Genomic DNA, 16,872 nt, shown 5'->3' on the forward strand with positions numbered 1-16,872 from the left:
CCGCGCCAGCATGATTTGATTCCTCCCCACCTCAGACGCCGCCTGTTTGGATAGGTGAGGTTTATGGATCAGTTACAATGGTTCGCCAGCTGGATTCAGGTGCGCGTTCCGGCCATTCGGTGGTTGTGCTCAAACATGGTCTGGCCAGCGACATTGCCAGGATCATGGAGCAAGCGCTGGACAAAAAGGATGCGGGTTCGAACAGTCGAGTGATCGCCGACACATCGACCAATCGCGTGGTAATCATTGGCAACGAAACAGCGCGCAAGCGCTTGAGTGCACTGGCCCGCTCTCTCGATGCTCCGGGCAGCATCAAGCAGGAAAACTCACGGGTGCTGCGTCTTCGCTATGGCGATGCCAAGCAATTGGCCGCAGTACTGGAATCAGTAAGCCCGGGTTTGAAAAAGGACATGGCCCTGGAGAGCAGTACCCAGAAAGCATCAACCCGCGAAGTGATGGTAGCGGCAGATGAAAGCCAGAACGCACTGGTGATCATGGCTGAGCCTGCGCAGGTTCGTACCCTGGAAAATATCGTGCGCGAACTGGATCAGCCGCGCTCACAAGTGTTGATCCATGCCGCTATTGTTGAAGTTTCCGGGGATATTGCGAAAACCCTCGGCGTGCAATGGGGTGTCAACGCAGGCAGAGGCCGAGGCGGTATTACCTTCCCGGGCACCGGAATTCAAATTGGTGCGTTGTCCCAAAGTAATATCAAACTCCCAGAAGGTGCCGTGCTGCAGGTTGGCAACGACCGTTTCAACGTCCTGGTTTCAGCGTTGGCCAGCGATACCAACAACAATGTGTTGTCCACGCCGAGCCTTCTGACCCTGGACAATCAGGAAGCCGAGATCCTGGTGGGCCAAAACGTGCCGCTCAAAACTGGCTCCTATACAGGCTCTGGTGAAAACGCCAAAAACCCCTTTACCACGGTGACGCGTCAGGACATCGGCATCAGCCTAAAGGTCAAGCCGCATATCAATGAAGGCAGCTTGATGCGTCTGGAAGTTGCACAGGAAAACTCCGAGATAGCCCCTTCACTGCAGGGTGTCGAGTCAACCGATCTGATCACCAATAAACGCGCCTTGAAAAGCACCATCCTGGCCGAAGACGGGGAAATCATCGTGATTGGCGGGCTGATCAAGGACAGCGTTCGAACCCAGGTCAGTGGCGTTCCTTTACTTAAAGACATTCCGTACCTGGGCGCCCTGTTTCGCTGGAACAAAGACACCCGTACCAAAACCAACCTGATGGTTTTTTTGCGTCCGACCATTGTGCGCAGCAAGAATGATCTGCGTGAAATCAGCGAAAGCCGTTACAACGCTTTGCGCAAGCTCGATGAGAGCGGTCCCAAGGGCAAAAGCTCGCGGTTGTTGCCCGACAATGCACATCAAATGTTCGATACCCCTACGCAAGATAACCGTCGCCCACCTGAAGCAGGTCGACCATGACATCGCCAGGTGAGCGTTTGCCTTTCGGCTTTGCCCGGCGTTTCGGGGTGCTGCTGGACACCTCATCCACGCCTGCCACCCTGTTGCTTCGTGCCGACACACCATTGACCGCGTTGGCCGAAGCACAGCGCTGGGCAACGGCTGAATTAAAGGTCAGCACACTCACCGATGCACAATTCAGCGAGCGGCTGGCCAGCACCTATAGCGCTGGCCAAAGCGCGGCCGAGCAAGTAGCCCAAGGGCTGGACGACGAACTCGACCTGATGAGCCTGGCCGAGCAAGTACCGCAAACCGCAGATCTGCTGGAGCAGGAGGGCGATGCCCCGATCATTCGCCTGATCAATGCCCTGCTGCGAGAAGCCATGCGTGAGAAGGCTTCGGACGTACACCTCGAAACCTTTGAGCACTACCTGTCCGTGCGCATGCGCATTGATGGCCAACTGCGTGAAGTGCTCAGGCCCAAACGCGAACTGGCCAGTCTGCTGGTATCACGGATCAAGGTGATGGCGCGCCTGGATATTGCCGAGAAACGCGTGCCCCAGGATGGCCGCATCAGTTTGCGTCTGGCCGGGCATGAAGTCGATGTGCGAGTTTCTACCCTGCCTTCTGCACACGGTGAGCGGGTAGTCATGCGTCTGCTGGATAAACAGGCCGGGCGCCTGGATCTCCAGTGCCTGGGCATGCCCGCCGAGACCCTGAGTCGGTTTCAACACATTCTTGCGCGCCCCCATGGGATCTTTCTGGTCACGGGCCCGACCGGCTCGGGCAAAACCACTAGCCTGTATGCTGCGCTTAGCCATTTGAATCACCAGAGCCGTAATATTCTGACTGTCGAAGATCCGGTGGAATATCACCTTCCCGGCATCGGCCAGACCCCGGTCAACACCAAGGCTGACATGACGTTTGCCCGAGGTCTGCGGGCGATTCTGCGTCAGGACCCCGACGTGGTCATGGTCGGTGAGATCCGTGACCATGAAACCGCCGAAATCGCCGTACAAGCTTCGTTGACCGGGCATCTGGTGCTGTCGACCCTGCACACCAACAGCGCCATTGGCGCCGTCACCCGGTTGGTAGACATGGGGGTGGATGCCTATCTGTTGTCGTCTTCTCTGGTGGGCATATTGGCCCAGCGGCTGCTGCGCACGCTGTGTGCGGACTGCAAAACCCCGTACGCCGCCGACCCGGTCGCCAGGGCACGGCTTGGCCTTGACCCTGAGGCCAGGCCGATCCTGTTCCGGGCTCGGGGCTGCACACACTGCCGGCAAGGTTATCGCGGTCGTACCGGTATCTACGAACTGGTCAGTATCACCCCGGCCCTGGCCGGGATGATTCATCAGGGCGCCAGCGAGCCGGAACTGATCCGCGAAGCGCGAAAGTTATCCTGCGGGCTGTTTCAAGATGGCCAACGGCGGGTGCTTGACGGTCAGACCAGCCTCGACGAACTGCTGCGTGTCACTCAGGAGGACTGAGCATGCCTGCTTTTGAGTATCGCGCGCAGGACGCCAACGGGCGCAATTGCCGGGGGCTTCAAGAGGCTGACAGTGCCCGCCATGCTCGCCAGCTTTTACGTGAGCGGGGCCTGCGCCTGAGTCATCTTGGTGAGGCCAGAAAAAATCGGCAGAAGGACAGCCATGCGCAGTCCGGCACCCGTCTGGGGGGCACGGATCTGGCGCTGCTCACCCGTCAATTAGCCACTCTGATCCATGCCGGCCTGCCCCTCGAAGAAGCCTTGAGCGCCGTCACGGCTCAAAGTGAAAAGCGTCGGGTTAGCCATTTACTGGCGGCTGTGCGCAGCCGGGTGCTGGAAGGTCATGCCTTGGCCACCACGTTGGCGGTGTTCCCCCGCGCTTTCCCCGAACTGTTCCGGGCCACGGTCGCTGCAGGCGAGCGCAGCGGGCACCTGGGGCTCGTCCTGGAGCAATTGGCCGACTACACCGAAGCCCGTCAGGCCTCGCGCCAGAAAATCCAGCTGGCGTTGGTCTATCCCCTGATCTTGCTGGTTGCTTCGTTCTCGATTGTCGGTTTCCTGCTCGGCTACGTTGTACCCGACGTGGTCAAGATCTTCATCAACAGTGGCCAGCCATTACCTGTTTTGACACAAGCCATGATCGCCATCAGCAATGGTCTGCGCAGTTATGGCGCGTTGCTTTTTATCGTGCTGCTGGTTGCCTGCGGCGCGACCCGTTGGGCACTGCGTCAGCCGCGGCTGAAGCTGCGCTGGCATGTGCTGTTGCTCAACCTTGTGCTGGTGGGCGGGGTGCTGAGGGCAATGGAAGCAGCACGGTTCGCCAGCACCCTGGCGATACTGGGCAAAAGTGCCGTACCACTGGTGGATGCCCTGGAAATTTCGGCCACGGTCATCAGTAACCTGGCCATACGCCAACGCATGCTCGACGTTGCCCGCTCAGTCCGCGAAGGCGGCACTCTGGCTCGAGGGCTGGAGCGCAGTGGTGATATCCCGCCCATGATGCTGCATCTGATTGCCAGTGGCGAACGTGCCGGCGAGCTGGACAGCATGCTGGCGCGGGCCGCCGAGCAACAGGAAAAAAACCTCGCCGCCCGTATCGCCCTGGTAGTGAGCCTGTTTGAACCGATCATGCTGGTGCTGATGGGTGGCGTGGTGCTGCTGATCGTCATGGCCATTCTCTTGCCGATTCTTGGCCTCAATCAACTGGTGGATTGACCTATGAACAGTGCTTCAAAACCCAAGCAACGGGGCTTCACCCTGATTGAAATCATGGTTGTGGTAGTCATCATTGGTGTGCTCGGTGCCATTGTCGTGCCTCAGTTTATGAACCGCCCGGATCAGGCCAAGGTGACCGCTGCGCGCACTGATATTCAGGCCATTGCCACAGCCCTTGAAATGTATCGCCTCGACACCTTCAGCTACCCCTCGACCCAGCAGGGCCTTGAGGCTTTGAGCAAGCACCCGGCCGGCAGCCCGGTGGTAAAAAACTGGAACCCGCAGGGGTACCTCAAGCGGCTGCCACTGGATCCGTGGGGCACGCCTTATCAATACCTCAGCCCGGGTACCCGTTCGACAGATTACGATCTGTTTTCCTTGGGTTCAGACGGCGTACCCGGCGGTGAAGGGAGCGCGGCAGACATCGGCAACTGGAGCTACTGAGCCATGCGCAGGCGGGCGTCGGGCTTTGCCCTGATCGAGTTGCTGGTGGTCATTGTGCTGGTGGGTGTGCTCGCTTCAATGGTGCGTATCAGCCTGGGTGACAACAACAGCCGCAACGCTCGACAGGAAGCCGATGTCCTGTTGGGCGTTATGCACGGTTTACGCGAGAAAGCGGTTCTGGATGGCCGGGAATATGGCCTGCGGCTTGAGCCCGGGGCCTATCAGGTGATGCGCTTTGAACGTGATGCCTGGAAGCCGGCTGATGCCCGGGTGAAGTTGCCTTACGGACTGGCCCTTGCCCTGACTGTGGAGGGGCGCTCGCAGCCCCTTATACCTATGGCAGAAGCACCGCAGTTAATGTGGTTGAGCAGCGATGAAAACACCGCTTTCAGTCTGCACGTCGACAGTCCGCCCCGGCGCTGGCGAAGTATCGTCAGCGACGGCCTTGGCGACGCGCTGGTTGTTGTGGCGCAGGCATCCCATGAAGGCTGATAAAGGTTTCACCCTGCTGGAAGTCATGATTGCGCTCGCCATCTTTGCCATCCTGGCGGCGGCGGTCATGTCTGCCTGCCAGTATGTGCTGGGCCAGAGTGCGAGGGTCGAGGCAAGGTTGTTGGGCGCATGGCTGGCGGACAACCACCTCAATGAAATGCAGCTGCAAACTGCTCCTCCGGCCTTGGGGCTACAAACCCTCAATGTGACCTATGCCCGGCGTGACTGGCGCCTGAGTCGACGCATCACGGCCGAGCCCGGTACAGGCCTGCTGCGGGTAGAGTTGAGTGTCAGCCCGGCGGGCAGCGAGCATGCGATACAGTCTGTGACCCACTGGCTGGCGTTCAGCCATGAATAAGCCCCAGGCCGGCTTTACCCTGCTCGAACTGGTGATTGCCATTGCCATTTTCGCCTTGCTGGGCCTTGGCTGCTGGCGACTCTTTGACGCAGTTGTACGTGTCGAGCGCAGCAGCACGGCACAACAGCAGGCCCTGCGCAGCTTGCAGAGGGCGGTGGCGATGATCGAACGCGATGTTTTGCAGGCCCAGAGTTCAGCCCAAAGCCCGGGTGTCGTGCTGTACCCCGATAAACTCGAAGTGCGCCGCGTCAACTGGCGCAACCCGTTGGGCCTGCCGCGCAGTGAAGTGCAGGATGTCAGTTACCAGCTCAAGGATGGTGTGCTCTGGCGCTTTAGCCGCGGGCTGGAGGAGGGCGCGCAACTGCAACAACAAAAACTGCTTGGCGATGTGCGCGAGGTGCGCTGGCGGTTGTTCAATCGCAAGACGGGTTGGCACAGTGCAGGTGCTTCTGCCCCCAAAACTGCGCAGCACGCCCTGGAGTTAAACCTGTCGGTGGGTCGCTTCGACGGTGTACGCCGTGTGCTGTTATTGACGGGGGGCACGTGATGCGCCGCAACCAGCGAGGGATCGCCCTGATCACCGTGTTGCTGGTGATGAGCCTGGCGTTGTTGATCACCGCCGGCATGTTGCGCAGCCATCGTCTGGCCCTGAACAGCAGTGCCCAGCAGATCCACCAGTTGCAACTGCGCACCCTGGCATTTGCGGGCGAGACCTGGGCCCGTGAACACTTGCGTACCCTGATCCGCGACCCCATGGTGGCCGTTGCTTCTGGCCAGGCCTGGGCCAGCAGCCAGCCACAGTTGCGCATCGACGATGGACAAATCGACGTGGTAATTGAAGACCTCGCCGGGCGATTCAACATCAGCCCCTTATTGGCCAAAGGTCCCGCCAGCGATGTGATGGAGCAACGCTGGATGCGCCTGCAAACCCTGCTTGAATTGACCCCGCTGGATGCCAGCGTACTGCAGGGCCAGAGTTTGAGTGATATCAGCCAGTTGCGTGTGCTGCCCGGTGTCGACAGCCAGTGGTACATGCGTATGCAGCCGTGGATCGTGCTGTTGGGCAAGGATGCCGTACTGAACATAAACACTGCGCCTGCCACTCTCCTTGCGACGCTGGAAGGCGTGACGCCTGAGCTGGCGCGCGCGCTGGTGACTACCCGGCCGCTGCAAGGCTATGCCAGTGTTCAGGATTTCACGTTCACCCCGGCGCTGATCGGGTTGGGTGTTCAGGCTGCGGGTCTGGGCATCAGCAGTCGCTGGTTTCGGATCACCACCGATGTGCGCCTTGGGCAAAGTCGCTTGCGGCTTGAAAGCGATGTGGTCCGCGATCCTCATACCGGCGAATGGCACTTGTTGCAGCGACGCCTTTTAGCTCCCCGACACCGCGAGCCCTTTGTATGAACAGCTGGCTTTACCTCACCGCCAAGGGTTTTGCCCACAGTGTCGAGATTGATTATGACAACGCCCCTGTATTCGTCTGGCACGATGCTCAGTCGCCGACAGAAACCTCATTGAGCGAAGCTGCAGCCGGGCTGAAAGGCCGGAACGTCGCACTGGTCCTGCCCATGGAAATGTGCAGCTGGGTGCTGACCGAACCCTGGCCGGGCAAGCGTAGGCCCACCGCACAGGCCCTGGCTTTTGCCGTCGAAGATCAACTGGCCGATGATCTGGACGAACTGCACTTCGCCGTCGGGCCGGTGGATACGCAGCAGCGTTATCCCTTGCTGATCACTCACAAACAGCGATTTAGAACCTTGCTGTGCCAGCTCCATGAGCGCGGTTTGACTATCGTCAGCGCGCAGGTGGATGCGGATCTGTTGCCACGCGATCAAGCATGTATGCAATGGTGGTGTGGGCGCTGGTTGGTTGGCGGGACGCTTGAATTCCGGCTGGCCGTCTCCCTGGTGGGGCTGGAGTTGGTTAAATCCGGTTTGCCCACCGCATTGACGGCGCGAAAAATTGACTGGGACGCACTCCCGGAAGATGCAATCAACTTGCTCCAAGGTGAGTTTCGGCGTCAGGTGCGGGGTTGGCCGTGGCGGCGACTCAGGGTAATGGCACTGCTGATGTTCACGCTGGCCTTGGGGTTTACCCACCTGCGCAGCAGTTTTCTGGAGGGGGAAGCGGCGCGGATTTATGTCATGAGCGAAGAGCGGTTCAAAACCCTGTACCCGGCGCAAACCCGTATTGTGGACCTGTCCGCACAACTCAAGGCAATGCAGCAGCGCGCCACGGGTGCACAAGGAGGGCATATGGCACGGTTGCTTCAACTGACCGAGCAGGTGATTGGCGCCAGCAGTGTCGAAGTGCAGCATATGGAGTGGCGGGCAAGCATCGGTTGGGTATTGAACCTCACGGTCGGCAGCTTTGCCCAGCTTGAGCAATTACGCGAGCGAGGCGTGCAAAGCGCACTGCCGATTACGCTGGGCAATGCGAGCCAGCAGGGCAGTCGGGTGCAGGCCATGCTGACCCTCAGGGATGAATCATGAAGACGTTTGTGCGTGAGCGCTGGTTGCACCTGCCGCCTCGAGACCGCCAGTTGTGCGGTGTGCTGGCGGTATTTCTACTGATTGTGTTCAGCGTCTACGGGCTGTGGTTACCGGCTCAACAACGTCTGGATGCGGCCCGGGCGCTATACCTCAAGCAGCTGGCACTCGAAGGTGAAGTCCGGCAGGCACGCCCCGGATCCATCGCCAGGGGTGCTGAACAGCCCTTGGTCTCGCGTTTGAGCGACAGTGCCGCAGACTCCGGGTTGAGCGTTGAGCAGTTTGAAATGGATGGCGGTGTTGTACGCATCTCCCTGAACGGGGATGCGGTTGCGGTGCTGGGCTGGCTCAATCGTATTGAACTGGAAGGTGCAGGCTTCGAAAGCCTGAGTCTGGAAAAACGTGGTACCAGCCTCCAGGCACGGCTACAGATCAACAACCCGAATTGAGGTAGTGCCTGTAGCCGCAGGTGCAGGGAGTTACGTGTTCTTCGCGTTTCCCGGCAGCACTGGCAGCCGGGCCAGATGCAGCGCTACCAGCAGGGCAACCACCAGCATGCTGGAGATAAACAAGCCGATGCCGTTCCAGCCCGCCAGATGCCAGAACACCCCCCCCAGGGTGCCAGCTACGCTCGACCCGGCGTAGTAACTGAACAGGTACAGCGACGACGCCTGCCCCTTGGCCTTGCTTGCCCGGCGGCCGATCCAGCTGCTGGCCACCGAATGCGCGCCGAAGAAGCCGAAGGTGAACATCAGCATGCCGATAATCACAAACGCAATGGGCGTGAGCAGGGTCAGCGCGATCCCGGCCAGCATCAGCACAATCACCGCCCACAGTACGCGACGACGGCCCAGTTTGTCGGCCAGTGCGCCAATCTGGGCCGAGCTGTAGATACCCGACAGATAGACGATCGACAGCAAGCCTACCAGTGCCTGGTTCATATTGTACGGCTCGGCCAGCAGGCGGTAGCCGATGTAGTTGAACAGAGTGACAAAACTCCCCATCAGCAGGAACGCTTCGAGAAACAGCCAGGGCAGCCCGGCATCGCGAAAATGCATGGTGAAACCGTCGAGCAGGCTGCGCGGATTCATCGAGCGCGGGCGGAAGTTGCGCGACTCGGGGAGGATTTTCACGAACACCACCGCGGCCACCAGCGCCAGCGCGCCAATCACCAACATCGCGGTGTGCCAACTGACAAAGTCGATCAATACACCGCTGATCAGACGACCGCTCATGCCGCCAATGGCGTTGCCACCGATATACAGGCCCATGGCCAGGCCGATGTGCTGCGGGTGGATTTCTTCACTCAGATAGGTCATGGCTACCGCAGCCAGCCCGCTAAGAGACAGCCCTACCAGCGCCCGTGTAATCAGTACACCTTCCCAGGTCGGCATCAGGGCACTGAGGAGGGTAAACAGCGCGGCACTAAACAACGCAAACACCATCACGGGCTTGCGCCCGAAGGCATCGGAAATGGGCCCGGTAATCAGCAGGCCAATGGCTAGCATCGCCGTGGCCACGGACAGAATCAGACTGCTTTGAGCGGCATTGATCCCGTACTCATGGGATAGCACCGGCATCATCGGCTGCACGCAATACAACAGGGCAAAGGTTGCGAACCCACCCGAGAACAGGGCCAGCACCGTGCGCATAAACATCGGCGTGCCTTTCTCGATAAATACATCATTCAGTTGGGTAACAACATCATCCAGCGCGGACGGCGGGATTTCGTGGGCCAGGGGTGCAGCGGCAGTTTTCACGGGGACCTCAAATAGGGGTAAAGCCGAACGGCAATGACAAAAGAATATAGGCGGCTAACGATTCTTTCCAATATATAATTCGACCTGTTTAATAGGTTTTACGACTTAATGGAGGTTGTATGGAGCTGCGCCATTTGCGCTACTTCATTGCCGTGGCCGAAGAGCTTCACTTTGGTCGGGCGGCGCAGGTGCTGGGCATTTCCCAGCCACCGCTAAGCCAGCAAATTCAGGCGCTTGAGCAGGAATTGGGGGCACGGCTGTTCGAGCGAACCAATCGTCGGGTTGCCCTGAGCGAAGCCGGACGCTTGTTTCTGGAGGAGGCGCGGCGGGTGTTGGCCCAGGTCGACAAAGCCGCCGACGTGGCCCGGCGGGCGCAGTTGGGTGAGCTGGGTGAATTGAAAATTGGCTTTACCTCGTCGGCGCCGTTCAACTCCAGTATCCCCCAGGCCATTTTTGCCTTTCGCCAGGCGTTCCCGGCGGTGCATCTGGACCTCAAGGAAATGAGCAGCCGCGAGGTGGCCGAGGGGCTGGTGGATGAGTCCATCGAAGTCGGGATCATGCGGCCGCTGGCGTTGCCGGATTCGTTGCATGTCGTGGAACTGTTTCGCGAGCCGCTGGTGGCTGTGATTCGCGCCGATCACCCGCTGGCCGAAGGCAGCGAGGATGGTTTGCAACTGGCGGCATTGGCGGACGAACCCTTTGTATTCTTCCCGCGCAGCTATGGCAGCGGCTTGTACGCGCAATTGCTCAGCCTGGCGCGGGTGGCGGGGTTCAGCCCGCATATCTCCCAGGAGGCGGGGGAGGCCATGACCATTATCGGGCTGGTGTCGGCGGGGTTGGGGGTGTCGGTGCTGCCGGCGTCGTTCCAGCATATGCGTATCAAGGGTGTGGTTTATCGGCCGTTGCTGGATACCGATGCCAATACGGCGGTGTGGCTGGTGCAGCGCAAGGGTCACTCATCACCGATGGCGACCGCGTTTGCGCAGTTGCTGACGCGCAAGATGGTGCACCCCTCACCCTAGCCCTCTCCCGGAGGGAGAGGTTTGGGGTGAGGGCAGGGCTGATCAGCGAGCCAGCAACTTATCCACAGACGCTTTGATCTGATGGATCAGATGCACCACCGCCAGCGCCACATCGCGGTTCAGGCCTTGCAGGTTATCGGCCGACGCATAGGCCGTGGCGATGGCGCAGCGCAGCAGTTCATCGGTGTGTTCGAGGGTTTGTTCGTGATCGTGTGTAGTCATGGTGAGTCTCCATCTATACGAATTGGAAGCTGTCACCATTTGCTTGCACACAAAGAGGGTGGCAGCTGTACGCGGGTGTGCAAGACCGGTAGATAGGAGCAAAACCCGGCAGATCCGAAGACCTCCCACGTACAGCCGCCATAAAACAGAGTTTCTGGCGGTGATACTCAAATCTCAATCGGACTTGCACGCCCGGTCAACCATGGGGGATGACGTACCGGAGGCTAGCGATCGAAAGAGACAGGCGCAAGACCCAAGGATTCTCTAGGAAGCGTCCTGCGAATGAAAGAGATATGACCCTCGGACGTCGCTGCCCGGTCAATGTTGGCGCGCAAGATTTCCTCTTGGCGAAAAGTCTCTTAACAAATCGATGCCGGGAGGTGATCGCCTTTTGTGTACGTTTGTCGTTAGGTTATTAACCCCTGACATCGAGATTTGATCATGGCCCATAAAGGTTACGCAGTGCTCGCTGGCTTATGCTTGGCACTCAGCGGTTGTGGAACGACCAATACGGTATTGCGTGGTGATGAAGTAACGCGTCGTAATCTTAAAGAGTGGAAAACCTACTGTGATTCCGTGCCCCGGGTTTACAGTGGCGTGTCATACGGTCTGTGTATTCTGCACGGGCCATCCCCTACTGTTTCACAAGATATTGCAGCGTCTGCCTTGCTACCACTCAGGCTTCTGGATTTCGTGCCTTCCGCCATTGCTGACACGGTGGTGCTGCCCTACACGATTTATCGCCAAAGCACCGAAGGAAGTATCACTCTCGCCCGATAGTTGTAGCTTTGGGAGCGTGTATTACCGGGCCAGTCACTTATCCACAGACGTTTTAGCCTGATGGATCAGATGCACCATCGCCAGCGCTACATCGCGGTTCAGGCTTTGCAGGTTATGTCCTGCGAATGAAAGAGATATGGCCCGCAGGGGCTGCGGTTTGGCCGAGAATTGCGAAACGCGCAGTTATAAAACACGCTTGGAAACTTGAAAGTAATGCTGCGCAAAATCGCTTCTTTAAGCACGGGTCCAGTCAATGTCACTTCAATATCAACCGAAAGAAGGCAGCGTACTTATTTGTGATTTCAGAGGCTATGAAGTGCCGGAATGATCAAGGTCAGGGCCATCGTGGTTATTCGTAAACATCGGCTGTCCGCTGCGCTTTGAGCTTGTAAAAGAGCGGCCAGAAACTATAAGCGGGCGTCATGCTGGTTGCCTAAACGCTTAGCGCGAGTAATAGTCCATTCGTACCCGCAAGGGGCTTGTGAGACTCTGAGAATCCTGGGAAACCAGCCATTACAGAGCCGGACAGACACAGTGCTATGACAAGCCAGTCTGTTTGTGAATAAGGCGCCGAAAGGCGCCTTTGTCGTTTCTGATGGTTACAACGGTTTTACCCGCGCCGCTTCAGACAGCTGTTTGGCCGTGCGTTCGTTCTGATTGTCCTTGAGGTCGCGCACGATATCGCGATCCAGCAGGCGCACCCAGCGAATGTAATTCTTGTGAATCTTGCCGTCCTTGTAGTCCAGGCCGCTGCTGTCGCGGTACTGGATCCGGTAGTGATCGGCGCTGTACGGAATGTCGATTTCAGCGTGGTATTGCCCGCGCACGGTGATCTGCGCCTGCACCAGTTGCGGGGTGATTTTTTGCACTGTCCAGCCGCGCCCGACCAGGGCCTTGACGATGGCCTGTTGCATTTTCGCACGGTCGCTGTTGATCGAGGCATGCAATGTGCGGTCGGGGGTGAACACGGGTTTGCTGGTGCAGGACACGGTGGTCAGCAGGGCCAGGGCAATCAAGGTAATGCGCAGCAGGTAAGTCATTGCATGGGTTCCACAGGTATCAGGCCCAGCGACGGAAGATCAACGATGTGTTGACCCCGCCAAAGGCAAAGTTGTTGTTCATCACATAGTCGTTGTGCATCACCCGGAACTCGTCACGCAGGTAATCCAGTTCGCCGCAGCGCGGGTCGACTTTATCGAGGTTAAGCGTGGGAACGTAGCGGTCGCGGTTCATCATCTCGATGCTGAACCAGGATTCCAGCGCCCCACAGGCGCCCAGGGTATGGCCAAAAAAGCTCTTCTGCGAACTGATGGGCATGTGTTTGCCGAACAGCTCGCTGGTGGCCAGTGTCTCGGCAATATCACCCTGTTCGGTGGCGGTGCCGTGGCCGTTTACATAGCCGATGGCATCCGCGCCAATACCGGCGTCTTCCAGTGCCAGTTCCATCGCCCGGCGCATGGTGCCGACTTCCGGGCGGGTGGTGTGCTGGCCGTCGGCATTGCTGCCAAAGCCGACGATTTCTGCGTGGATATGGGCGCCACGGGCCAGTGCGTGTTCCAGCTCTTCGAGTACCAGCATGCCGCTGCCTTCGCCGATCACCAGGCCGTCACGACCACTGTCGTAGGGGCGTGGGCTGGTGTGCGGGGCGTCGTTTTTCAGGCTGGTGGCGTACAGCGCGTCAAACACCATCGCTTCGGTGGGGCACAGTTCTTCGGCGCCGCCGGCGAGCATCAGCGGCAGGCGGCCGAACTTGATGGCCTCGTAGGCATAGCCGATCCCCTGGCTGCCGCTGGTGCAGGCACTGGAGGTCGGGATCAGGCGCCCGGTCAGGCCAAAGAAGATGCTGATATTGGCCGCTGTGGTGTGCGGCATCATCCGTACGTAGCTGTTGGCATTGAGGCCGTCTGCCACCGAGTTGAGCAGCATATTGCCGAACGCCATGATCTCGTCGGTGCTGCCGGTGGACGAGCCGCAGGCTACGCCCATGCGCCCGTCGCGAATGATCGGGTTGCCGAGCAGGCCGGCGTCCTGCAGGGCCTGCTCTGCAGCGCCGACGGCCAGCCGCGACACGCGGCCCATGCTGCGCAGTTGCTTGCGGGTCCAGTGGGCGGGCACCACAAAGTCATCAATGGGGCCGGCCAGTCGGGTGTTAAGTTCAGCGAACCGGTCCCACTCGTCCATGCGCCGGATACCGCTGCGCCCGACCACAAAGTTGGCTTCGATACTGGCCCAGTCACTGCCCAGCGAGGTGATACCGGCCATGCCGGTGACAACGACGCGTTTCATCAGCACAACCCTCCGTTGACGGCCAGCACCTGGCGGGTGATATAGCCCGCTTCGGCCGACATCAAAAAGTTGACCGCCCCTGCGACTTCTTCGGGGGTGCCCATGCGTTGGGCGGGGATCATTTTCATCAGTTCGTCTACCGGTACGTTTTCGTCAAGCATGGCGGTGTCGATCAGCCCCGGCGCGACGCAGTTGACGGTGATTTTGCGTTTGCCCAGCTCGATGGCCAGAGCCTTGGCGGCGCCGATCAAACCGGCCTTGGAAGCGCTGTAGTTGACCTGCCCGCGGTTGCCGATCAGGCCCGAGACCGAAGTAATGCAGACGATACGCCCGGCTGCGCGGCGGCGGATCATCGGCATCATCACCGGGTGCAGCACGTTGTAAAAGCCGTCGAGGTTGGTGCGCATCACCACGTCCCAATCGTCTTCGCTCAGCGCTGGAAAGGCGCCGTCGCGAGTCAGGCCGGCATTGAGCACTACGCCGTAGTAGGCGCCGTGGGTTTCAACGTCGGCTTCCAGGATGGCTTTGCATTGGGTGCGATCCGATACGTCGAATTGCAACACCCGGGCACTGCGACCCAAGGCGTGTACTTCGGCCATGACGGCATCGGCTTCGCTGCGGCCGCTACGGCAATGCAGGACCAGATCGAAGCCGGCCTGGGCCAGGCGCAAGGCGATGGCGCGGCCAATGCCACGGCTGGAACCTGTGACCAGAATGGACTCAGTCATGGCGGGTCTCCCGGGGTGTTTGAGCAAGGTAGGTGTCAGCCTGGGGTGGACGGAACACGTTCAGGCGGGCGCTGGCATGGATACCGGGGCCGGTGAGGTGACACTCGAATACGCCCATGCCGTTGTCGTCCTCCAGTGAGCGCAGGGCGTGGATATGCAGCGGGGCGCCGAGCGGGAAATGGTCGACGTTACATTCAAATTTACGTGTGCCCAACAAAAAGCCCAGCGCCACGGGGCGGCCCTGCAAGCGGGCGCGACAACCGGCGTAGGCCGCGACGCTTTGCGCCATCAACTCAATGCCTGCCCAGGCGGGCAGGCTACCGTCTTCGCGGTTGAACAGGCCGCCGGCTTTTACGATCAGGCGGGTTTCAATCTGCTCTTCATCAAACGCCAGGACCTGATCGATCAGGATCATGTCGCCAGCGTGGGGCAGCAGTTCGGCGAGTGGCCAGTCAATCATGGGGCCTCTCCGATAATCAGGCTGACGTTATTGCCGCCGAAGGCAAACGAATTGCTCATCAGGCAGCGCTGTGGGGCGGGTGCGAGGGTCTGGCCGGGGGTAACCCAGTTTAGCGCCGGCAGCGCCGGGTCGCCTTGGCCGTCCCAGACATGGGGCGCCAAAGCACCACCGTGGCTCAGGCTCAGCCAGCAGAAGGCAGCTTCCAGCGCGCCAGCCGCACCCAGGGTATGGCCGGTCATGGGTTTGGTCGACGAACACGGCACACCGTTGGCGAACACCTGCGACACGGCGTGGCTTTCCATCGCATCGTTGTGCTGGGTGGCGGTGCCATGCAGGTTCAGGTAACCGATCTGAGCGGGCTGTAAACCCGCGCGCCCCAAGGCTTTGTGCATGGCTTGTACGGCGCCGCGGCCGCTGGGCTCCGGGGCGGAAATATGGTGCGCGTCACTGCTGGCGCCTGCGCCGAGCAGAGCGATGGTGTGGCCGTTGGCGGGGTGCCTGCTCATCAAGAACAGCGCTGCCGCTTCGCCGATATTGATGCCTCGACGGTTGACCGAAAACGGGTTGCAGCGCTCATCCGCCACCGCCTCCAGCGCCGAAAAACCGTTGAGCGTCAATTTGCATAGCGTGTCGACACCGCCGCACAGCACTACGTCGCACAGGTTCATGTCCAGCAACCGCTGGGCGCTCATCAGCGCCCGGGCGCTGGAGGTACAGGCGGTGGAGATCACATAGGCCGGCCCGCTGATGTTCAGCCAGTCGGCCAGGAACGTGGCCGGTGCACTCAGCTCTTGTTGCTGATAGCTGTAGTCAGCGGGGAACTGCTGATGCTGCAGGTAATGGGCAATGCCCTGACTGGCTTCATCAATGCCCGAGGTACTGGTGCCCAGCACGATGGCAATACGATCGCGGCCGAAGGTAGCGATTGCTTGCTCAATATCGCCCTGTATTTGCAATGCGGCTTCGAGCAACAGTCGGTTGTTGCGGCTGTTTTGCTGTTCGAGCCCCGCGGGGATCGCTGCCAGTTCGCCGCTTACCGCGCCGATGGTCGGCGAGCGTTCAGGCACCCAGCCGCTTTGCCGCTGCATGCCCGAGCAGTCACCGGCAAACAGTTTGCTCGCCACTTCGGCGGGGCCTCGGCCCAGAGAGCAGACCACGCCCAGTGCGTTGAGGTAAGCAGTCATGGGGCGGCCTCCAGCGGGCTGATTGTGTAATGCAGATCGCCCTTCATATCGATGCGAAATGCCTCGGGTTGCTGGTAGTGCACTTGCCAGCGCTGTTCAATAACTCGCAAGTCAGCCGCAGTTTTTGCTTGTGGATAATTGTCCGCCAGCTCAGTTGCCGGTGTCAGTGCAAACAATAGCGCGGCGAAGAGTTCGCGGGCCTCGGGGTTGGGCGGCAACAGACCGTCAGCCTGCCAGGTGCCGTCTTGCAGTAATTGGCGCGCCAGCGGAATACCCAGGGGGTCCATCAGCGACCAGCGTAGGGCAGGTCCTTGCTGCTGGATCACCAGCAACCAGTCTTGCCGTTGTTCGGCCTGTTCGCGCTGGATATGCAATTGCATGGGCAGGGCCAGGGTTGGCGTTTTCCTGGGCAGCGGCAAGCTGGTGCAGCTACTGAGCAGCATGCACATCACTAACCACACAAACATTATCCGTGTGGGAGCGGGCTTGCTCGCGATGCAGGCAACTCGGTTCATC

The 16,872-nt window shown here is 59.8% G+C and carries 20 protein-coding genes; 12 read left to right on the forward strand and 8 right to left on the reverse strand.

The window, feature by feature from the left end; all coding sequences use genetic code 11:
* The first annotated feature begins 77 nt into the window (after positions 1-77).
* Genes gspD through gspM form a run of 10 tightly spaced genes read left to right on the forward strand, consistent with a single transcriptional unit; the run spans position 78 to position 8,363 of the window.
* Positions 78-1,448 carry a type II secretion system secretin GspD gene (gspD, locus tag GHN92_RS07525; RefSeq protein WP_153379805.1) on the forward strand — a complete coding sequence of 457 codons (1,371 nt, stop codon included), beginning with the start codon at positions 78-80 and terminating at the stop codon, positions 1,446-1,448.
* Positions 1,445-2,917, forward strand: coding sequence for a type II secretion system ATPase GspE (gspE, locus tag GHN92_RS07530; protein WP_153379807.1), 1,473 nt, complete (start codon positions 1,445-1,447; stop codon positions 2,915-2,917). Before gspD ends, gspE begins: the two co-directional genes overlap by 4 nt.
* A 2-nt stretch (positions 2,918-2,919) precedes the next feature.
* Complete coding sequence (gene gspF, locus GHN92_RS07535; RefSeq protein WP_153379810.1) at positions 2,920-4,131, forward strand: type II secretion system inner membrane protein GspF; 1,212 nt, start codon at positions 2,920-2,922, stop codon at positions 4,129-4,131.
* Between the two features lie 3 nt (positions 4,132-4,134).
* Complete coding sequence (gene gspG / locus GHN92_RS07540; protein ID WP_095000859.1) at positions 4,135-4,575, forward strand: type II secretion system major pseudopilin GspG; 441 nt, start codon at positions 4,135-4,137, stop codon at positions 4,573-4,575.
* 3 nt (positions 4,576-4,578) lie between these two features.
* On the forward strand, positions 4,579-5,067 hold the full coding sequence (gene gspH / locus GHN92_RS07545; protein ID WP_130872292.1) for a type II secretion system minor pseudopilin GspH: 489 nt from the start codon (positions 4,579-4,581) through the stop codon (positions 5,065-5,067).
* Complete coding sequence (gene gspI / locus GHN92_RS07550; protein ID WP_095020164.1) at positions 5,057-5,425, forward strand: type II secretion system minor pseudopilin GspI; 369 nt, start codon at positions 5,057-5,059, stop codon at positions 5,423-5,425. Before gspH ends, gspI begins: the two co-directional genes overlap by 11 nt.
* Positions 5,418-5,972 carry a type II secretion system protein GspJ gene (locus GHN92_RS07555; protein ID WP_095017721.1) on the forward strand — a complete coding sequence of 185 codons (555 nt, stop codon included), beginning with the start codon at positions 5,418-5,420 and terminating at the stop codon, positions 5,970-5,972. Before gspI ends, GHN92_RS07555 begins: the two co-directional genes overlap by 8 nt.
* Entirely contained in the window at positions 5,972-6,829 is an 858-nt protein-coding gene (locus GHN92_RS07560) for a general secretion pathway protein GspK (RefSeq protein WP_095017720.1), read from the forward strand. Before GHN92_RS07555 ends, GHN92_RS07560 begins: the two co-directional genes overlap by 1 nt.
* On the forward strand, positions 6,826-7,917 hold the full coding sequence (gspL, locus tag GHN92_RS07565) for a type II secretion system protein GspL (protein ID WP_095017719.1): 1,092 nt from the start codon (positions 6,826-6,828) through the stop codon (positions 7,915-7,917). The genes GHN92_RS07560 and gspL overlap by 4 nt, the downstream gene beginning before the upstream one ends.
* Positions 7,914-8,363: a type II secretion system protein GspM gene (gspM, locus tag GHN92_RS07570; RefSeq protein WP_095020166.1), complete on the forward strand. Its 450-nt coding sequence runs from the start codon at positions 7,914-7,916 to the stop codon at positions 8,361-8,363. The genes gspL and gspM overlap by 4 nt, the downstream gene beginning before the upstream one ends.
* A 30-nt stretch (positions 8,364-8,393) precedes the next feature.
* On the opposite strand, the gene GHN92_RS07575 is transcribed toward gspM, so the two are convergent.
* Complete coding sequence (locus GHN92_RS07575; protein WP_254925317.1) at positions 8,394-9,572, reverse strand: MFS transporter; 1,179 nt, start codon at positions 9,570-9,572, stop codon at positions 8,394-8,396.
* 221 nt (positions 9,573-9,793) lie between these two features.
* On the opposite strand from GHN92_RS07575, the gene GHN92_RS07580 reads away from it, so the two are divergent.
* A complete protein-coding gene (locus tag GHN92_RS07580) occupies positions 9,794-10,696 on the forward strand; it encodes a LysR family transcriptional regulator (RefSeq protein WP_095000866.1) in 903 nt (300 codons plus the stop codon).
* Positions 10,697-10,738: 42 nt separating this feature from the next.
* Here GHN92_RS07580 and GHN92_RS07585 read toward each other — a convergent pair whose 3' ends face one another.
* Entirely contained in the window at positions 10,739-10,918 is a 180-nt protein-coding gene (locus tag GHN92_RS07585) for a DUF6124 family protein (protein ID WP_095017718.1), read from the reverse strand.
* Between the two features lie 441 nt (positions 10,919-11,359).
* Between GHN92_RS07585 and GHN92_RS07590 the strand changes: the two genes are divergently transcribed.
* Positions 11,360-11,698, forward strand: coding sequence for a YceK/YidQ family lipoprotein (locus GHN92_RS07590; protein WP_095000867.1), 339 nt, complete (start codon positions 11,360-11,362; stop codon positions 11,696-11,698).
* Positions 11,699-12,297: 599 nt separating this feature from the next.
* Here the strand turns inward: GHN92_RS07590 and GHN92_RS07595 are convergent.
* The 6 genes from GHN92_RS07595 to GHN92_RS07620 are packed head-to-tail and all read right to left on the reverse strand — an operon-like array spanning position 12,298 to position 16,871.
* Positions 12,298-12,738, reverse strand: coding sequence for a hypothetical protein (locus tag GHN92_RS07595; RefSeq protein WP_153379812.1), 441 nt, complete (start codon positions 12,736-12,738; stop codon positions 12,298-12,300).
* Between the two features lie 19 nt (positions 12,739-12,757).
* Positions 12,758-13,984: a beta-ketoacyl-ACP synthase gene (locus GHN92_RS07600; RefSeq protein ID WP_095026335.1), complete on the reverse strand. Its 1,227-nt coding sequence runs from the start codon at positions 13,982-13,984 to the stop codon at positions 12,758-12,760.
* Positions 13,984-14,712, reverse strand: coding sequence for a 3-oxoacyl-ACP reductase FabG (gene fabG / locus GHN92_RS07605; RefSeq protein ID WP_095000870.1), 729 nt, complete (start codon positions 14,710-14,712; stop codon positions 13,984-13,986). Before fabG ends, GHN92_RS07600 begins: the two co-directional genes overlap by 1 nt.
* Positions 14,705-15,172, reverse strand: coding sequence for a hotdog family protein (locus GHN92_RS07610; protein WP_095000871.1), 468 nt, complete (start codon positions 15,170-15,172; stop codon positions 14,705-14,707). The genes fabG and GHN92_RS07610 overlap by 8 nt, the downstream gene beginning before the upstream one ends.
* Positions 15,169-16,356 carry a beta-ketoacyl-[acyl-carrier-protein] synthase family protein gene (locus GHN92_RS07615; protein WP_095000872.1) on the reverse strand — a complete coding sequence of 396 codons (1,188 nt, stop codon included), beginning with the start codon at positions 16,354-16,356 and terminating at the stop codon, positions 15,169-15,171. Before GHN92_RS07615 ends, GHN92_RS07610 begins: the two co-directional genes overlap by 4 nt.
* Positions 16,353-16,871 (reverse strand): DUF3261 domain-containing protein, encoded by a 519-nt coding sequence (locus GHN92_RS07620; protein WP_165446537.1) that lies wholly within the window; start codon positions 16,869-16,871, stop codon positions 16,353-16,355. The genes GHN92_RS07615 and GHN92_RS07620 overlap by 4 nt, the downstream gene beginning before the upstream one ends.
* Position 16,872: the final 1 nt, after the last annotated feature.

Origin of the sequence: Pseudomonas sp. FSL R10-2964 (genome assembly GCF_009600035.1) — a bacterium.
GTDB classification, from domain to species: Bacteria; Pseudomonadota; Gammaproteobacteria; order Pseudomonadales; family Pseudomonadaceae; genus Aquipseudomonas; species Aquipseudomonas bubulae.